We start from the raw sequence: 15,959 nt of genomic DNA, 5'->3' as shown, positions 1-15,959 counted from the left end.
TCAAGGATTCATCAATGACCAACCACTCGTCTGAGTCTTCTTCGTCCTTTCATTGCTTCACGTCGATCGATCAGTGGATCACAGAGCGTGCGAGCGAACTGGATCAAATCCCCAGCACGCGTCGTCAGGAGTTGTCTCAGCTTGCTGGCTACATTCGTAAGAATTTGGAAGCGAATGGAACCGCCAAGCTGACGTTTATCTGCACTCACAATTCAAGGCGTAGTCACTTTTCGCAAATCTGGGCAAAGGTCATTGCGGACTACTGCGGCCATTTCGGAGTACAGACATTTTCCGGCGGCACAGAAGCGACAGCGATGAACGAGCGGGTGGTCGATTCTTTGCGAAGGTCAGGATTTGTCATCGAAGCTGACGATGTGTCGGTGAGCAATCCGATTTATCGGGTGAGCTATTCGGATCAATCGGTTCCGCTGCAGTGTTTTTCCAAAGTCTACGATCAGACACCGAATCCCCAATCCGGCTACGCCGCTGTGATGACCTGTTCGAGTGCCGACGACGCATGCCCAATCGTTCCCGGTTGTGAGCTTCGGTTGCCAATTCGATATGAAGACCCCAAAGTCGCCGACGGTACCGAGCAAGAGGCAGCCGTCTACGACGAACGCTCGAAGCAGATCAGCCGCGAGATGTTGGCTGTGATGAAAGCTGTTTAGGCGAAGCCGGTGTCATTATCGATCGGTCAGTGCCTACCCATCACAACCGTCGGCAGGCATCCGGCAGCAACGCATTGCAAATGCCTGACGACGGTCAACAAAGTCTCAGCGTCAGTGTTCGAATTCAGCCATGTCAATCGGTTCGGCTGCGGATTCTTTCGGTTCAAACCAGCGATAGATTGACGGAAGGACAAGCAACGTCAAGATCGTTGACGTGACCAGTCCGCCGATCACGACGGTTGCCAATGGGCGTTGGACCTCTGCACCTGAGCTGCTTGATATTGCCATCGGAACAAATCCCAACGCCCCGCATGATGCGGTCATTAGGACAGGACGGATTCGGTCCATGGCCCCACCAACGACGGCATCATGTAGGCTATCGCCGCTATGCCGCAGGTGCCGGACATGTTCGATCAGTACGACGCCGTTCATGACCGCGATACCAAAGAGGGCGATAAAGCCAACCCCGGCGGAGATTGAAAACGGCATGTCACGCATCCATAGCAACACAATGCCTCCGGTCGCCGCAATGGGAACATTCAGGTAGATCAGCAAGGCAAGCTTGACCGAATTGAATGTCATGTACAGCAGCGCGAAGATCAGAAACAAAGCGACCGGGACGGCGATCGCAAGTCGTTTCGATGCCTGTTGCAAGTTCTCGAATTGTCCTCCCCACCGCAGCACATAACCGGTTGGAAGTGTGACTTTCTCGGCAACCGTCTGTTGGGCATCGGCGACAAAACTGGCCAAGTCTCGGCCTCGAACATTGCACTGGACCAGCAGTCGGCGGCGAATCGCGTCTCGACTGATTTCGACCGGCCCTTCTTCAATGCGGATCGTCGCCAGCTGAGAAATAGGGATCTTGCGACCTTCGGCATCTTCGACGCGAAGTTCTGAAAGCTGGTCTGCATCCTCACGCCATTGTGGACTCAAACGTACTTGCAGCGGAAACCGACGTTGGCCTTCAAAGACTTGGCCAATGGGATGGCCACCGACCGAAGCAATCACGTCAAGCACATCACGGCTGTTAACTCCGTAGCGAGCAAGCTTTTCCCGGTCCAATAGGAATCGCATGTATGGTAGGCCAGCAACCTGCTGGGCGGCGACGTCTGCGGCTCCGGGGACTGTGTTCAACGCGGCGGCGATTTCGTCACCAACACGTTTAAGCTCATCCAGATCGTCGCCGTAAAGGCTCAGGCCGATGTCGGATCGGACCCCGGCAACCAGTTCCTGAACTCGCAGTTCGATTGGCTGGGTAAAGCCATAGGAGTTCGCCGGAACATCCGTTTTCAATGCTTCCTGCATTTCGTCGATCAAGTCAGTTTTGGAGCGATCGTTTGGCCATTCCGATCGGGGCTTCATACGCACCAGCAAGTCGGTTTGATAAACGCCCATCGGGTCGTTCGCAATTTCAGGACGACCGGTTTTGCTGACAACGGTTTCGACCTCGGGGAACTTTAGCAGACAACGCTCCATCTTCTTGGTCATCTCGATCGACGTCTCCAGCGAAACGCTCGGTAGCCGTGTGGCTTGGATCGCCAAGTCGCCTTCATCCAGTTTCGGAACAAATTCGATTCCGAACCCGGTTGCCATGACAACGCTGATTCCGAAGGCGACGATGGATCCAAAGAACATAGCGATGGGATGGGCCATCGCAATTCGCAGCGTCGGCTTGTACGCCGTTTTGATCCAGCGGACAAGAAACGTTTCACGTTCCTTGATGCGTCGCGCCAAAAATAGTGACGCCATGACAGGCATCACTGTGACGGACATGATCAGTGCCGATGACAATGCGGTCATGAAGACGAATGCCATCGGGCGGAACATCTTGCCTTCCATTCCTTGAAGGCTAAGGATCGGAATGAACACGATGATGACGATCACACCGGCAAACAAAATCGGCTTGCCTACTTCCTTCGCGGATTCACGGTAAACGCCAAGCGGGACCCGTTTTCCATCATGATCGCGTTGGTAATGCGAAGCCCTGCGAACGCAGTTTTCGATCATCACCACCGCACCGTCGACGATCACACCAAAGTCGACCGCACCAAGGCTCATCAAGTTTGCCGAGACCCCGGCGTATCGCATTGCGATCAACGCACACATGGCTGACAAAGGAATTGCCGCGGCGACAATCAATCCCGCACGGACATCGCCAAGCAGCAAGAACAGCATCAAGATGACCAGGAAGACTCCCAGTCCGATATTCTCGCCTACGGTGAAGATTGTCTTTTCGACCAATTCGGTTCGGTCGTAAAACGTATCGATTGTCACTCCGTCAGGAAGCGTTTTTTGAATCTCCGCGATTCGCGATTTCACGTCTTCGACCACTTGGCGGGAGTTCCCTCCCATGATCATCATCACCATGCCAATCACCGCTTCGCGATCACCATCGCGCGTCACGGCTCCTTGCCGAAGCATCGGGGCAAAGCGAACTTCTGCGACATCGCTGATTCGGATCGGTACGCCATCGCGGCTTGCGAGAACGATGGACCGCAGGTCATCGAGGCTGCGGATCAATCCCTCACCTCGGATCAGCCGCTGCTCAGCGCCATGGGTGATATAGCCTCCGCCAGCATTGCCATTGTTTTCCTCGACCGCGTGGAAAACGTCGGTTAGCGAGATGTCGTAGTTTTGTAGTTTTGCTGGGTCAACTTGGACCTCGTAGGTTTTCAGTTCTCCGCCAAACGTGTTGACTTCGATTACGCCGGGAACGCTGCGCAATTGAAATGCAATTTGCCAGTCCAAAATCGTCCGTAGTTCTTTCAGTGAAAAATCGTGTCCAGGTTCGGGCCGAACTTCGAACTGATAGATCTCACTCATTCCAGTCGCGATCGGCCCCAGCTCAGGCGTTCCCATCCCCGGTGGAATCTCTTCCTTCGCTTTGATCAAACGTTCGTTAACTAGATTCCTTGCCCAATAGATGTCCGTGCCGTCTTCAAAGGCAACCGTGACGGCGCTTAGACCAAAGCGGCTGATCGATCGAATTTCGCTCACTTTGGGAACACCACTGAGCGCATTTTCGACCGGAAAAGTAATGAACTGCTCCACCTCGACCGGACCGAGCGACGGAGAGTTCGTTAGCACTTGAACTTGGACATTGGTCAGATCGGGGACCGCATCCAATGGCAACGTCATTGCCGAAAAGCCACCGATCCCAAGCAGGACGATGGCAAGCAGCATGACGATGAAACGGTTGTCCAGAGCCCACTGAATAATTCGATTCACCATAGGATCATTCCTCTTCCAGCAGCCCTTCGAGCAATTTTGATTTCAGGATGAAACCGCCGTCGCTGACGATGGGCTCCTGTTCTGTCAGTCCGCTTTCAACCACAGTCCATTGACGTCCGCGATTTCCGATCTGCACATCTCGACGCGCGAACTTTCCGTCGCCTTTGTGGACGAATACAAATGACCGGTTTTCGTGTTGCTGGACTGCGCTCGAAGGAACCTGTACCGATTCCACGTTCGCAGTCGTGGGTAAACGAATGGTGACAAACATCCCAGGTTTCAGCAGGTGTTGTTCGTTGTCCGCGATCGCTCGCATCGCAATCGTGCGAGTCGTTTCATCCATGATTTCGCCAGTGAAGAAAACTTTGGCGTGAAACGTTTTGTCAGGCCAAGCTTCGCTGACCAATTCAAGGTCGCTTCCGGCCAGCGTTGATAGTAGCGGGACATCTTTTTCATAGACGTCCGCCTTGATCCAAACGGTCGACAGGTCAGCGATGGTTAGCAGTTGCTTGTCGCGCCGAACCTGTTCGCCCAACGTGACGTCTTTTGCAATCACGGTTCCATGAAAAGGTGCGCGGATCGAGTAGTGTGAAATCGATTCGCCCTGCTGCATCGGATCGATGACTTGCACTTCGTCTTCGCCACAGCCCAGAATTTTCAGGCTCGTGGTCGCAACCGCGACGCGTGTTCTGGCGCTTTTCACTGCTTGTGAAGTCACAAGAAGTGCCGATTGCAATTCGAATGCGATCTGTTCGATGCGAGCCTGGAACGTGGCTAAGTCAGCGTTTCTTCTTGCTTGCGCCGCGAGCAACTGTTTTCCCGAGACAGCTCCTGACTGAGCGATGCCTTCGAGCCGCGATACATCGGCTTGAGCTTTCAGGTAGTCAGCGTAGGCGTTAAGCAATCGCTCACGGTACTCGCCCATGTTTTGATTCTGTGACTGCTTTTGGATCTCGGTGATTTCCTTTTGGCTACGCAGTGCGTCGAGTAGTTTCGTTGTGTTTTCGGAAAGTTCTTGTTGGACTTTGTATTGGGCCTCTGCGATTTCCAAAGCCAAACGCGCCTGGAAAACTTCCAACTTCGCTTGGCCGACTTCGCGGCTGTGTACAACGGTTAGTACTTGGTCTTTTTCGACTACGTCGCCGAGTGCTGTAGAGACACGGTCAACCACTCCTTCGACAATCGGGTAGACGTGAGACAGGCGGTCTTCATTAAGAGACACCATTCCAGTCAGCCGAATCTTTTCCGTAAAGCGTTGCTTGGTGGGCTGAGTCAGCTTGATTCCGGCGGTCTCCCATTGGGATTTCGGGTAGGCAATGGAGTCTTCCGAATCGGATTCTTCTTGGGCGGATAATTGGGTGCCCCAGGCATCGATTCGAAGGTGGTGGGGAAGGCTAATCGCGGAGATGAACGCGGCGAGAACCACCACCAGATGTAGGACGGGATTGCGTTTGGATCGCCATTGAAGGCATTCAAATAGAGTCATCATGTCACTCCGCATGACTGCATGTTGGACCGTTGGATGCATAAACGAACTCGCTTTCCGATGGAAAGCAAAGTGACAGGGCAAGCGTTTGCAATGGCGCATACGCTGGCCGGATTGGCTGACGTTTAGAGTGACAGCTTTTGAGATGTCCAGCCTTTTCCAGGAACGCATACCGCGACAGTCGGAATGCTATTCGGGCTTGCTAGAAAGCCGTTCGGGATGGCTGAACGTGTTGTTCAACACGTCCAAACGCAGAGACGAGCACGCTCGGTGCTCGGAGCGACGTTGCAGTCATAAAGGCAAACCGAACGCTCAGAAAGCCGCGCCGGTTTCCACTGCAAGAAGGGGTCTGCGGCAAAGGCAGGTGGAACTTGGGTCACAGTTGTGAACTGGTCCAGTTCATCCGTCTGAAGTGCTGTGCAAGGTTGAGCGGTATGGGGAAAGACACCCTTGCTGCGAAAATCATCCCAGCTGAACACCCAGTGATAGTGCGGGCAGTCTGGTGGGATGGCCAATTCCGACGCTTCAGAGTGGTATTCCGCCATGTGATCGAAATAGGCTTCCGAAGAAAGCGATTCCGAATCATGTGAATGCGCGACCAGTCGAGGCCCAGGTATCGTGCAGAGCGCTAGCAGCAAAAGCACTGAAAGCCTTTTTAAATCTGCTAGTGATGACATGGGGGGACTTTAAAGGAAGGTGGTGTCGCAGCGGCGGAGTTTAGTTGCGACGGTTGCAAACGTCAATTCAGATCACATCTGGAATACACCGCTGGATTATACCGGACAGGGCAATGCAACAGCGGTGGCCAATCGCCTGATTCTGCTACTGCTGACTGAATGTCAAACCACGTAGCGAGTCGTCACCGCTGCCATCGAAGACCGCGTTAAGGGCTCCGGACAATAGATAGCCATCGATTTTGGCTTTGGCGATCGCTAAATCACCACGGGATTCGACGTATGCCAGGTTGGTGTCGAAATAGGTCCGACGGGTGACCAGCAATTGGATGAAGTCCTGTTCGCCCGCCTGATAGGCTTCTTCCGCCAGGTCCAGCGATTGCTGAGCAGCGGGCAGCAATTCGTTCGCGTACATTTGCACGGCCTTGGCTGCTCGGTCGTATTCGCCGGAGGCTTCAGCCAATCGAGCGCGGATAGCATTTTCAATCCGTTCTGCCTCTTGAACCGCCCGGCAGTATTCTGCTCGAGCCGCTGCGATGTTGCCTTGGTTCTTATTGAACAACGGAAGTGGCGCGCCCGCTTGGATGTTCAGCATGCCATGGCCGCCAGTGCTATTGTCCACCCCCGTACCCATTTGGACCAGCAGGTTAGGAATCGGTTGCGCCTCGTGCCGTCGGACAGCCGCAGAAGCCTGGCGAATTCGGGCATGGGCCGCCGCGTATTCTGGGCTGGAGGCGACGATGGTGGTCGCCATCGAGTTCCAGTCGATCGACTCAGGTGCCAACGGAAGGTTGTCGCCCGAGACGGAAGTGATGGAACGGTTTGGTGTTCCGCAAAGGGCCGCCAATTCGCGATAACGTGCTTGCAGGGTCGCCGCCTTTTGCTGGCTGGTCAATTGCAGCTGATTGAGCTGGACTTTGGTTTGCAACGCATCAATGCGAGTGCCTTCGCCAACGGCAAAACGTTGGTTGGCCAATTCGACGCCACGGTCGAGTTGCTGAGCAAACGCTTCGATCAATTGCAGTTGTTGTTGAATCAACATGCAATCGAAGTACACGGTTTTGATGTCCGTTGCGACACGCATCTTTTGTGCTTCGAGTTCTTGCAACTGAGCACGCAAGGCCTCATTGAGTACCGCACAGTTCAGCTGAAGTTTACCGCCGGTCACGATTTCCTGATCGATAAACAGCAGGTGTTGTTCGGTGCCTTTGTCTGCAAGCTGTTGACCTTGGTAGCCAACAATCGGATTGGCATACAAGGCGACTTGTGTTCGATAGCCAGCAGCCTTCTGTGTGGTCGCGGCTAGCTCGTTGATCGCTGGGTTATTACCGAAGGCGATCGCAAGCAGCTCTTCTAAGGTCGCCGCACCGTCGGACGCCACAAGAGGCTCGCTGGCGATATAGGGCTCGGCAGCGACAGCGCTGCTATCAGCGGATGCATCGCTGTGTTGTGCTAACAGGTCGCCAAGCAAGACCGTGTCGCTTGGGGTTTCAGAGAATCCAGCCAGCTGGACCGACGCAGCGGGAGATTTTGTCTTGGCCGAAACGTTGTCGTTTGTCGTCGGCTTTGCTGCGACCGGCGTTTCCAAGACAGATGGCTTCAAACTTGGTCGTGTGATTCCACAGCCACTCGCTAGACATACCAGTCCACCTGTGACCGCCAACGTGAATTTCGATTTCATTGGATCATCCGTGATTGTTTTGGCTTTGAAGAAATGCAAACTGAAAAGTCGCGTTTCAACTTAAATTCGTAGGACGAATGGCTTCAATTCACTTGAGGTGCATCGTGGTGGCGGTTTCGATTGTGGGACCGAATCAACTTCCATTTGCAATTTGATCGCTATTGCCACGGCGGAATTCAACCGTTCGATCGCAAATGTCTGATCGTGCGAAGCCGCTCTTAGCCAAGCCATGTCAATTGATACCGAGCAGTGTGCGCAGCTTCCATCGCAGTCGTGGCAGGGATGTGAGCATGCTGGTGCGATCTGCGTTATCGAGCAACGCGTCGCCAACGCTTCAGTACTAGGACCTTGCTTGGCGGAAGGCTCTGTCCCGACTCGGGTTTCTGCCTTGATCTCAGTACAAAAGCATTGCTTGTGAAGTCCGTCGTGGTGTGAACAGGCTTCGCAAGGAACAGCGCGAATCGGAAAGCACGCGATCACCATCGTGATGATCACGTAACAGATTGGCTTCGTAATTCGGTTCAGATGGGCAAGCATATTTCGATCGCAACTGACGAACCATCATCGCAACATGGAATGTCGCTCCGATTGATAGATCGGGTTTTGTCAGCGGTTGCGTGTAACCGATCATTTTGATCGATCGACTTTATCGAAAATGCTCGCCTGACTTAGTTTTGCTAATGCATACAGATTCCGGCGATGATCCCTTCGCACGAGGATTCGTCAATTGAAAGCAAATCCTGAAGTCGCCGTGAGCGGCGAGCGACACAAGTTCAGAAAAGGCTTACCAATCTGACTTGAGCACGATGCGGTAGCGTGCCTTGCCTTCAGCCAATCGGTCCATGGCCTCATTAATCTGGCTCATCGGAAACGTTTCGATCAATGGTTTGATCTGGTGCCTGGCACAGAATTCCAGCATCTCTTTCGCACGTACAATTCCTCCGGTGGGTGATGCACTGATCGATTTTTGGCCCAGTAGCAGAGGGAACGTGGTGGCTTCGATTTTTGGAACCGCACCGACCACATGAAACGTTCCGCCGGGACGCAACGTGTTGATGTAGGCATCAAAGTTTAGCGGCGCGTTGACGGTGTCGAGCACCATGTCAAATTTTCCGGCGACGGACTGTAAAGCCTCTTCGTCACGAGAATTAAGGAAGTGGTGGGCACCCATTTGACGAGCTTCTTCCTCTTTGTCCGGAGAGGTGCTAAAGGCTGTGACCTCGCATCCCCAGGCGTTCGCAAACTGCAACGCCATGTGTCCGAGTCCACCGATGCCGATGACCGCAACACGGGCTGTGGGCAAGATGTTATTTTCGACAAAGGGATTGAACACGGTCAGCCCGCCACAGAACAACGGTCCGCAGTCCACTGAGTCAACGCCATCGGGGATCGGTATCGCCCAGGCCGCTTGGACGCGAAGCCGGTCTGCAAAACCGCCATGTCGACCCACAATCGTGCCTTCGGCATCTGCGCAACGGTTTTGATAACCACTCTGGCATTGATTACATTGCAAGCAGGAGGACGCAGTCCAACCCACCCCGACGCGTTGGCCGACTTCTAGGCCGTTGACGCTTTCACCCAGTTTCGTGATCCTTCCGACGGCTTCATGTCCGCCAACGAATGGGTAGTTGGTCATCTCCCAGTCGTTTTGCTTCATGCTCAAATCACTGTGGCAAACCCCACAGAATTCGACACTCAGTTCGACTTCATCGAGTCCCAATTCACCGGGATCGAATTCGATTTTCTCGAAGTCGCTGTCAGGACCGCTCGCGGCATAAGCTTGAAACATTCAATCAACCTATTCAGTTTGGTTCGCATTCTCAAAGGAGTCCGTCATTTGACGGTAACGAGGCATCGTAGCGACGCGTCTACCGCGGTTCGACATCGCTATGGATGCCGATGACGTGACCTCAATTGAAGCGCCCGGGTGAGAAACCCGTGACATCGATGTGGGGCGAACTGCCGGAAACCAGTTCACCGATCAGCCGACCTGTCGCCGATGCCAAGCTCATTCCCAGCATGTTGTGACCGGTGGCAAGGAAAGCGTTTGCCAGTTTCGGCACTGGACCAATGATCGGCAGACTGTCCCACGTCATCGGCCGCCATCCGAACCAAGTTTCTGAGACTTTGGTGTCGAATGTTGATCGTAGGTAAGGTTCCGCCGAGCGTTTAAGCTGTTCGATACGTTTCGGTGAAATACTGGTGTCGTATCCTGCGAACTCCATGATCGAACCCAAACGGCAACCGTCGTCGAACGGAGTCACGCCGACTTTGTGTTCGGGAAATAGCATCGGGTGTGTTGGGCATGGATCGGGGCGATCCATCGTCACGGAGTAGCCTTTTCCGGGCTCGATCGGAATGCGGCAGCCGAGTGATTCTGAAAGGAATGGGCTCCAGGCACCTGTCGCGATCACAAAATGATCTGCCGTTTGAGTCCCTTTGGAAGTTTGGACGGACTTCAGACGACCCGACTGCTTCTCAAACGCGATGACTTCGCTGTTTTCAATGATTTGAACGCCACGCTGGCGGAGGTTTGCAAGCCACTGGGAAACGAGCAGATCAGGGCGGACACTGCAGTCGTCTTCGTAGAGGCAAGCACCCGCAAGACCGCTACGCAATGCTGCATCGAATTGGGGAAGATCGCTGCCGTCGATTTTGGTGATCGAGACGCCAAAATGTTGATCGATCAAATCGCAAGTTTCTTGGAACTCGGCCAACGCGTGTTCGCTTCGAAACACATACAACAATCCGTTATTCTTCCATTGGCCATCAAAGTAGCCTTCGGAAACCAGTTGCCGATACTCGGTCATCGACGAGCTCAGAATCGCATGCAGGTGCTTTGCCGAGTCCAACATCGTTTGTTTGCGACAACGGCGGGCAAACTCTAGCATCCAGCGAATAAGGGCTGGTGAGAATCTCGGTTTAACACGAAATGGCGCATTGGGATTCAGCAGCGACTTCATCGCGATACCGATCGCACCCGGTTCGGTCAGCGGCAGAACATGGCTTGGGCAGATGTAGCCACAGTTTGCATGTGAGCAGCCACTGCCAATCGTTTTTCGATCGATAATCGTGACTTTGTAACCCTGCTCCGTGAGGTAGTGGGCGCAAGAAAGACCGACGATTCCTCCGCCAACGACGATGACCGTTTCTGATTTTCCTGGCGTCATTGAACTGCCTCGCCATGGGAGTGCTTACCCAGGGCTTGCCTACCCTGGGCACCCGATCCAGTGATGCCAAACGCGAACGGATCGTTCTGTTGAAAGATCGTGCGTCCTTCGCCGCATACATATGCTTGACCACAGATCGTTGGCAGGATCGTTCCGTCGGTGGCTGTTCGGTACGACGCAACAAACTGACTGCCGATGATACTTTCCTGAACCCAGCTTTCACCGGGCGCAAGTCGACCATCGGCAGCCAGACAAGCCAACTTGGCACTCGTTCCCGTGCCGCAAGGGGAACGATCGTATGCGCCACCAGGGCACAAAACAAAATTGCGACTGTCAGCACCCGTTGTTGTTGCTGGTCCAAACAGTTCGACATGATCGATAAATGCGCCATCCTTACCGGTGATGCCTTGATCAGAGAGGGCATCACGGATCTGGATTGAATAGTCCGTCAGCTTGGCAATGTTGTCGAACGTCAATTCCCAAGGACAAGACTTGACCAGGAAAAACCAGTTTCCGCCCCAGGCCACGTCACCATGGAATACTCCCAGCTCGGGCACACTTACCTGGACGTCATGACGAAAGCGGTACGAAGCGACGTTGTTGATTTCGACGTCGTTTGATCCGACAAGCTTCAGCCCAACTTTGCCGACAGGGGTGTCTATGAAATGATTTCCTGGTTGGATACGGCCCATGTAGTGAAGTGCAACTGCGACGCCAATTGCCCCGTGTCCGCACATTCCCAGGTAACCTTCGTTGTTGATAAACACAACGCCGGAACAACACTCAGGGTCTTTCGGCTGGCAAAGGATCGCGCCAACCATCGCCTCATGTCCGCGGGGTTCATTGATCAAGCTTGACCGAAGGGCATCGGAATCACTCGACAGTCGGCGGACCAAGTCACAGGGCATCAACGACATGAATTCCTGGTCGCATTGATGAACGACTCGCGTCGGTTCTCCGGCCGTGTGCGTATCGATGTACTGCGACACAAAGCGTTCAGGCGAGCACGGAACTGGTGATGATGACGGATCAGCTATGCTCATGCAGTCGCTCCTTCCCATTGCTCCCACCACGATTTGAATTGAGACCATTGGTCATCAATAAACGCAAGTTGACTTGGGGACAACGCGTCCGTCGGATTGAAGTGATGCTCGTATCCGGCTTGGCCTTCTAAAGTCATCAAACGCTTGTAATACAGCACCAAGTCCGGCCCTTCATCGAACTTCGATAAGACCGCCAATGCCGATTCCAATTCGCTGGCAAGCCGCAGTGAAAGGCTGTCGCCTTTGGCAGCTTGTTGGCACAGTTCGACCAGTCGCAATACCTGCTTTGGCAATGCATTCCCAACACCGGTGATCGCACCGATCGCTCCACAGCGAACAAAGCCGTGGAAAACTTGTGTGTCGACACCGACCATCAAAGCAAGGTCGGGGTCGCCACTGGTGATGTTCTCTGCCGCGTACGACAAAGATTCGGCACCACCGAATTCCTTGAAGCCCACCAAGTTGGAATGTTGATCGCGGAGCTGGGAAAACAGATCGGCTTTCGTTTGGTATCCGTAGTACGGGCTGTTGTAAATCACTGCGGGCAGGTCCGGTGCAGCATTCAGGATTCCGGCAAAGTGATCACGCTGTGCGGCGATCGAAGTGCCCCGTGAGAGTACCCGCGGGATCACCATCAACCCGGCAGCACCGACGCGTTGTGCATGGGCCGCGTGTTCCGCTGCCAATCGTGAGTTCTGTGCGCCCGTTCCGACCACGACACGTACTCCGGCGGCGGTCAGTTTTTGGACGCCTTCCTGACGCTCAGCATCGCTCAGCAAAGGCCAGTCACCCATCGATCCGCAGTAGACGACCGCGTTCATGCCCGCAGACGTCAGCTGCTTTCCCTGTTCGACCAGGATGTCAAAATTTGGTTTGCCACTTTCATCACAGGGCGTCATTAACGCCGGGATGCAACCTTGAAAGACAGGTAATTGATCCGCCACAGTTTTCTCCACTTTCAATTCAGCCTGCCTAATCCGGCTGCCATTCAGAATTTGTTTCGGCGCACGGCTGTTCCGCGGCCTTTTTGACGACTTTGCAATTGTCGCCTCGATCGCCAGCGATTTCTTGACTACAACAGATCCCCTGACTTGAAAATGCGCACAAATGTGTGGTGTGGGGATGGTTCCAGAACTATTTGCTCAGCTAGACCAGCCGTTTACAGGCGAAGAGCTTTTTGACTGTTTGCACGATGTCGTTTTTTTTGTCAAAAACGACAGAGGGGAATACGTGTTGGTCAACAAAACATTGGTCAGCCGATGCGGTCTTCGCGACAAAACGGACTTGATCGGTAAAACGCCAAGCCAGCTATTGCGAGCCCCACTCGGCCAACGGTACGAAGAACAGGATCAACGAGTGTTGCAATCCGGGCAGTCACTTGTCTCGCAGTTGGAGCTTCATGTCTATCCGTCACTTGATACCGGATGGTGTCTGACGACGAAGTTGCCGATGCGCCGAGCAGACGGCGTGATATCGGGATTGGTCGGAGTCTCGCAGGACGTGAAGATCCCTGACGTTGATACCGAAGAGTTCGAGCACCTCGCTGAAGCGATCAGCTATGCGAAAGGAAACTTGGGGCAGTCACTGTCGGTCAATGATCTGATGAAAGTTGCCAACATGTCCCGGTATCAGCTCGACCGACGGATGCGAAGTGTATTCGGGTTAACCACGGGCCAGTGGTTGATCCAACAGAAGATCGATCGTGCTCAGGGAAAGCTTCAACATACAAACACGCCAATCGCTGCCATCGCGTTGGAAGTGGGGTATTCCGACCAAAGCGCTTTCACAAGGCAGTTTCGCCAAGCGACAGGAATGTCGCCTCGCGACTACCGACTTGCATGGCAATCCTCGAACTCATCAAAAGATTGAGCAACCGATGATCGATCGGTATGGAGTCGATTCGGTTGGCACTTGAAATAAAAAAGCCAAGTCGCTGCGAAGTGCTTCTGCATCCACAGCGGACTTGGCTGCCATCCAAGTTGTGTCGCAAGGTTTCGATCCCGCAGGTTGATACGGTATCTCAACATGCTTGATCGCAACCTAGCGAGTCGGCGGTTCCATGACTTCTTGTTCGACCATATCGTTGTATTCGGCCAAAGCTTCGCTGTCGGCGTCATCAACGACATTCGTGGCGTCCGGCGAACTGCAGCCGCCAAGCGAAATGATGGAAACGGCGATGCAGCACATCAGGGCTGCTTTTAATCGTGTGCTCAACACCGTAGCGATATCTAAAACTTGCATCTTGAATCCTCCTCTTTAAAAGTGGGCTGAACGACATCGGTGATGTCACGAAGCAGACACCTGCGGTGACACCCTTGCTGCCGCATGACGTTGATGCGGCGATAGAATTGACTGCACAAGCAGTGAATGCTTTAAGTTCAATGCTTACAGCTGTTGGTCGATAACTTCACGAGCCGCACGAGTGCCTAAAGCTCCCCAGACTCCGTACGGGCTGGCGCTTCCCGGAAGATAGTTGTCAGCACCACCGTCAGCGGCACGACGGACCACTGGATTGTTCGAATTGCCTGCATCGATCGAATCGGTCATGAACTGAACCGAACCATCGCACATCAGAATGTGAACACCGCCTTGGTGACGACTTGATGCGGGATAGATTTCTGCGTTGGACCAGTTGGTCGAGGTGCAGATTTCACGGTTCGGTGGCAGGATCGTATTGAACGCGGTGTAAGGGTTCCATGCCGAAGCCCAGCGGCAACCTCGGGCGTTGGCGCCGGTGGTTCTTGCTGGCGCCGCTGGCCCCCAGAACATCGGCCGTTCGGGATCTCGGAAACCAAGTTCGGTGCAAGCGTTGGGATTTTCAACGGGGTTCGCACCGCCTGATTGGTTGATCGCGATGGTTCGAACATCGTCGTCTTGCAGGTCCGTCGCAATCTCGCCCATGCAAATGGTGTTGGATAATCCGTCAAGGATGTCTCGGAATTTCATCCGTTGGTGCAGAACAAACGCACCACGGTGCGACGCAAGTGCTTTGGCTGAACGTTGCGTGTTGTAGTGCAGCCAAACACCCAAGGCACCAAATTGAAGCTCATATCCTGCATCGCCCAGGCTGACCGCATAGTTGGTTCGCCCCAACGCAGGCAGTCCTTTTCCGGGGTCGCTTGGGCAGCGAAGCATTGGGAGTTCTGTTGCCCATGGGCGGTAGTCTGCCTTTTCGTGCGTCGGTCCCATCGCCGGATAGTCGACAACACCGTCACCGTCGACATCCATGGGATGGGAAATCATGTCCCAGAGGCCTTGCTGTTCAAAGAACGGGGTCAACGCGACAAACGCACTAAGCATTTTGCAGTTGTACCGACGGCTATTCTGATACCAGTACGATCGAAATAGCTGGTCTGATCCGTCATCGGTGCCAGTTCCCTGCATCGGCATGGATTTATAAGCCGAGTGGTAATTGTGAATGGCCAGTCCGATTTGCTTGAAGTTGTTGCTGCAACTCATGCGTCGGGCCGCTTCACGGGCAGCTTGGACTGCCGGCAAAAGCAAGCCGACCAAAACGCCGATGATGGCGATGACGACGAGCAGTTCAACAAGCGTGAAGCCTTGTTTCCTGAAGCCCCGTTTCCTGAAGGCTTGTCTAGGGTTTCTTTTCAATGGCATGCGAGATCTGGTTCCATTAAGTGCGCTCAGCGATTTCGCCGAAGCGAAGTCGCCCTTCTGAGAATTTATCGCGTTGGACTGATTGTCCACACGATCCGATCCGCCTTTTAGCTCGATCGAAAAATGATCGAGCGCTAATGCCATCGATAGTCAGACGTATTATTTGCTTTGCGACAATTACCGCATTCAGTGCGTTGCACAACGAAGCAGCCAACAAACGTTTCTGTGCCTTAGTCAGATCGCGATCCCAACAAATACGCTGCCATTGGTCGTCGCCATGATCCGCTATTAGCAAATGCATTGGTAAGACGGCATCAACAGCTGTCGAGTGCCTTGTCGGTTCGATGAAGTGACTACTGAAAACTGCGTTCGTGACAAACCGATCACA

At 53.7% G+C, this 15,959-nt stretch carries 12 protein-coding genes; 2 read left to right on the top strand and 10 right to left on the bottom strand.

The window, feature by feature from the left end; translation table 11 throughout:
- The first annotated feature begins 14 nt into the window (after window positions 1-14).
- Window positions 15-668: a protein-tyrosine-phosphatase gene (locus LOC67_RS07660; RefSeq protein WP_230261943.1), complete on the top strand. Its 654-nt coding sequence runs from the start codon at window positions 15-17 to the stop codon at window positions 666-668.
- Window positions 669-779: 111 nt separating this feature from the next.
- Here the strand turns inward: LOC67_RS07660 and LOC67_RS07655 are convergent, their stop codons facing one another.
- The 8 genes from LOC67_RS07655 to LOC67_RS07620 all read right to left on the bottom strand — a co-directional run bounded on the left by LOC67_RS07655 (window position 780) and on the right by LOC67_RS07620 (window position 12,897).
- The gene (locus tag LOC67_RS07655) at window positions 780-3,899 is read right to left on the bottom strand and encodes an efflux RND transporter permease subunit (RefSeq protein WP_230261942.1); all 3,120 of its coding nucleotides are present in this window, start codon (window positions 3,897-3,899) and stop codon (window positions 780-782) included.
- A gap of 4 nt (window positions 3,900-3,903) precedes the next feature.
- Window positions 3,904-5,388 (bottom strand): efflux RND transporter periplasmic adaptor subunit, encoded by a 1,485-nt coding sequence (locus LOC67_RS07650; protein ID WP_230261941.1) that lies wholly within the window; start codon window positions 5,386-5,388, stop codon window positions 3,904-3,906.
- A 233-nt stretch (window positions 5,389-5,621) separates the two neighbouring features.
- Window positions 5,622-6,062 (bottom strand): hypothetical protein, encoded by a 441-nt coding sequence (locus LOC67_RS07645; protein ID WP_230261940.1) that lies wholly within the window; start codon window positions 6,060-6,062, stop codon window positions 5,622-5,624.
- 145 nt (window positions 6,063-6,207) lie between these two features.
- Window positions 6,208-7,740 carry a TolC family protein gene (locus tag LOC67_RS07640; RefSeq protein ID WP_230261939.1) on the bottom strand — a complete coding sequence of 511 codons (1,533 nt, stop codon included), beginning with the start codon at window positions 7,738-7,740 and terminating at the stop codon, window positions 6,208-6,210.
- A gap of 784 nt (window positions 7,741-8,524) precedes the next feature.
- Window positions 8,525-9,529 (bottom strand): NAD(P)-dependent alcohol dehydrogenase, encoded by a 1,005-nt coding sequence (locus LOC67_RS07635; RefSeq protein ID WP_230261938.1) that lies wholly within the window; start codon window positions 9,527-9,529, stop codon window positions 8,525-8,527.
- Between the two features lie 121 nt (window positions 9,530-9,650).
- The gene (locus tag LOC67_RS07630) at window positions 9,651-10,910 is read right to left on the bottom strand and encodes an NAD(P)/FAD-dependent oxidoreductase (RefSeq protein WP_230261937.1); all 1,260 of its coding nucleotides are present in this window, start codon (window positions 10,908-10,910) and stop codon (window positions 9,651-9,653) included.
- Entirely contained in the window at window positions 10,907-11,953 is a 1,047-nt protein-coding gene (locus LOC67_RS07625) for a proline racemase family protein (protein WP_230261936.1), read from the bottom strand. Before LOC67_RS07625 ends, LOC67_RS07630 begins: the two co-directional genes overlap by 4 nt.
- Complete coding sequence (locus LOC67_RS07620; RefSeq protein ID WP_230261935.1) at window positions 11,950-12,897, bottom strand: dihydrodipicolinate synthase family protein; 948 nt, start codon at window positions 12,895-12,897, stop codon at window positions 11,950-11,952. The genes LOC67_RS07625 and LOC67_RS07620 overlap by 4 nt, the downstream gene beginning before the upstream one ends.
- A 178-nt stretch (window positions 12,898-13,075) precedes the next feature.
- Between LOC67_RS07620 and LOC67_RS07615 the strand changes: the two genes are divergently transcribed.
- Window positions 13,076-13,822 carry an AraC family transcriptional regulator gene (locus LOC67_RS07615; protein WP_230261934.1) on the top strand — a complete coding sequence of 249 codons (747 nt, stop codon included), beginning with the start codon at window positions 13,076-13,078 and terminating at the stop codon, window positions 13,820-13,822.
- A gap of 171 nt (window positions 13,823-13,993) precedes the next feature.
- Here the strand turns inward: LOC67_RS07615 and LOC67_RS07610 are convergent, their stop codons facing one another.
- Both LOC67_RS07610 and LOC67_RS07605 read right to left on the bottom strand, forming a co-directional pair.
- Complete coding sequence (locus LOC67_RS07610; protein ID WP_230261933.1) at window positions 13,994-14,194, bottom strand: hypothetical protein; 201 nt, start codon at window positions 14,192-14,194, stop codon at window positions 13,994-13,996.
- Between the two features lie 144 nt (window positions 14,195-14,338).
- Window positions 14,339-15,571 carry a DUF1559 domain-containing protein gene (locus LOC67_RS07605; RefSeq protein WP_230261932.1) on the bottom strand — a complete coding sequence of 411 codons (1,233 nt, stop codon included), beginning with the start codon at window positions 15,569-15,571 and terminating at the stop codon, window positions 14,339-14,341.
- Window positions 15,572-15,959 lie beyond the last annotated feature (388 nt).

The sequence above is a fragment of the Stieleria sp. JC731 genome (genome assembly GCF_020966635.1).
Taxonomy (GTDB): domain Bacteria; phylum Planctomycetota; class Planctomycetia; order Pirellulales; family Pirellulaceae; genus Stieleria.
Note: the sequence above shows the minus strand (reverse complement) of the source record. Positions and strands in the feature narration are given on the sequence as shown.

What these genes read in the sequence shown, in the direction of transcription:
- LOC67_RS07605 (WP_230261932.1), bottom strand. Translation starts at nt 15,571, where the DNA reads ATGCCATTGAAAAGAAACCCTAGACAAGCCTTCAGGAAACGGGGCTTC.
- LOC67_RS07630 (WP_230261937.1), bottom strand. Translation starts at nt 10,910, where the DNA reads ATGACGCCAGGAAAATCAGAAACGGTCATCGTCGTTGGCGGAGGAATC.
- LOC67_RS07625 (WP_230261936.1), bottom strand. Translation starts at nt 11,953, where the DNA reads ATGAGCATAGCTGATCCGTCATCATCACCAGTTCCGTGCTCGCCTGAA.
- LOC67_RS07635 (WP_230261938.1), bottom strand. Translation starts at nt 9,529, where the DNA reads ATGTTTCAAGCTTATGCCGCGAGCGGTCCTGACAGCGACTTCGAGAAA.
- LOC67_RS07610 (WP_230261933.1), bottom strand. Translation starts at nt 14,194, where the DNA reads ATGCAAGTTTTAGATATCGCTACGGTGTTGAGCACACGATTAAAAGCA.
- LOC67_RS07640 (WP_230261939.1), bottom strand. Translation starts at nt 7,740, where the DNA reads ATGAAATCGAAATTCACGTTGGCGGTCACAGGTGGACTGGTATGTCTA.
- LOC67_RS07655 (WP_230261942.1), bottom strand. Translation starts at nt 3,899, where the DNA reads ATGGTGAATCGAATTATTCAGTGGGCTCTGGACAACCGTTTCATCGTC.
- LOC67_RS07615 (WP_230261934.1), top strand. Translation starts at nt 13,076, where the DNA reads ATGGTTCCAGAACTATTTGCTCAGCTAGACCAGCCGTTTACAGGCGAA.
- LOC67_RS07645 (WP_230261940.1), bottom strand. Translation starts at nt 6,062, where the DNA reads ATGTCATCACTAGCAGATTTAAAAAGGCTTTCAGTGCTTTTGCTGCTA.
- LOC67_RS07650 (WP_230261941.1), bottom strand. Translation starts at nt 5,388, where the DNA reads ATGATGACTCTATTTGAATGCCTTCAATGGCGATCCAAACGCAATCCC.
- LOC67_RS07660 (WP_230261943.1), top strand. Translation starts at nt 15, where the DNA reads ATGACCAACCACTCGTCTGAGTCTTCTTCGTCCTTTCATTGCTTCACG.